The organism is Micrococcus sp. KRD077, from assembly GCF_017168505.1.
Lineage (GTDB): Bacteria > Actinomycetota > Actinomycetes > Actinomycetales > Micrococcaceae > Micrococcus > Micrococcus luteus.
Window position 1 is genome coordinate 1 of the sequence record NZ_JABFAZ010000114.1, and the last position, 1,709, is coordinate 1,709.

At 64.3% G+C, this 1,709-nt stretch carries 2 protein-coding genes; both read right to left on the reverse strand.

What is annotated here, in order from left to right:
• Position 1: 1 nt before the first annotated feature.
• A complete protein-coding gene (locus J1M39_RS12135) occupies positions 2 to 475 on the reverse strand; it encodes a MerR family transcriptional regulator (RefSeq protein WP_206496054.1) in 474 nt (157 codons plus the stop codon).
• A 21-nt stretch (positions 476 to 496) separates the two neighbouring features.
• Positions 497 to 1,333, reverse strand: a complete 837-nt coding sequence (locus J1M39_RS12140) for an alpha/beta hydrolase family protein (protein ID WP_180951269.1) — start codon at positions 1,331 to 1,333, stop codon at positions 497 to 499.
• Positions 1,334 to 1,709 lie beyond the last annotated feature (376 nt).

The window sequence follows — 1,709 nt, forward strand, 5'->3', positions numbered from 1 at the left end:
CCTACCACCGCCGCCGCCGGCAGGTGCGCCTGGGCCGATTGACGCCGGTCGAGTACGAGTTGATCATGGACCACACGCCCGCAGACCCGGCGTGAAGACGACTGTCACCTACACGTGCACCAGTCCCCTCCATGGACTTGCTCTGGATGATGTCCAGCCGGTGCTGAACGTGGACCAGACGTGTTGAAGCCTCGGTGATCTGCCGCTGCAGGGCGTCTACCTGGTGAGTGAGGAGCACTTCCAGAGTGGACTGCTCGATCCGCGGATCGAGCAACTGCCCGATCTCGGCCAAGCCGAACCCGAGCGCGCGCAGTTCCATAATGGCTCGCACGCGCCCCAGCTGGCTGTCCTGGTAGCGCCGATATCCGGTCACTGGGTCGGTAGTAGCTGGGGTCAGCAACCCCTCGCCTTCCCAGTGCCGCAGCATGCGACGCGAGACACCCGTGCTATGCGCGATCTCTCCGATACTCAACATGTCGACCCCCACCAGACCGCATCACACAGTGTCAAGGTCAATGTTCCCAGAGAACGTCGTTCTACCAACGTCTCCGGTCAGTACAGCTAGCGACCATCCTTTAGCAACACGCCCTAAGTCGAACTGCGTATCTGCCGCTTCCAAGATCTGTGCCCACTCCCCGTGCGTTGGGTGGTGACCCATCCCGGCGACCTCGAACAGTGCGCTTGCCGGGGCGGCATCGGCGAGTCTGCGCCCCTGATCAGGTGGCGTCATGGTGTCTTCTGTTCCGACCACGACCAGCAGCGGATGGCTCAGCCGATCCGCGTGATTCAGCGGGGAAGAGTCCTGCCACTGCCGCGGCTGCAGGGTCTTTTCCAGATACCGACGGGCCCCGCCGAAAGCCGTGTCCCGCGCGAAGGAGCGCAGTTCAGCTGGGGCGTTGACCAGCACTACGCCGTCGAGGGCCCCGGCAGGCTGATCCGCCGCGGCCAGGGCTGCCATCAGCCCTCCCATGGAGAACCCCACCAGTACGATGCCTGCCACGTCCGGCTGCCTGCGGATCCAGGCCAGGACTCGTGAGATGTCGAGGGAGGCGCTGAGCCCGTAGTCGTCGACGCCGGTGGAACCGTGCCAGCCGCGCAGGGAGATGCTCACCGCGTGCCGTCCACGCTCGAGCACCTGGTGTGCGACCGGGGCCATGGTCGAAGCGTCCTCACCCCACCCGTGCAGCAACAGGATTGCTGGCGCCTGCCGGTCACGCCACCAGGCGTACCCGCCCAGCTGCACGTCCTCGAACTCCAGCAGCACCGGGACCGCGCCGGGAAGACGGGGCAACAGCGTGGCGCCGATTGGGTGAGGGGTCAGCGGGCTCTCCATGAACCCATGGCAGTCCCGTGGTGCGCGCACGTCAAGATCCCCAGTGGAGTGCTCGGGTGGCGAGCAGAGCATGAACCCCTGTCCGATGACACCGACTGTGTCAAGACCTCAGGCCCCCAAACCGGTATGCAGCATATTCGAGCGTTTGTGCAATCTTCGCTACATCTCGACATGGGGCGATCACGAACCCGTTCGTCAAGCTCCACTGCTCCATTGCGGGTATGCAGCATATTCGCGCGTTTGTGCAAAGGTCAAGTCCCTGGAAGTGGTGTAACCGTCTTCGAGGCGGTGGGGGCTTGAGTCGGTCAGGTCTCCAAGGTCGGCATCACCTCCGTGCCCAGGATGGTCGTGGATGTCGTGTCCGCATCCAGACCTG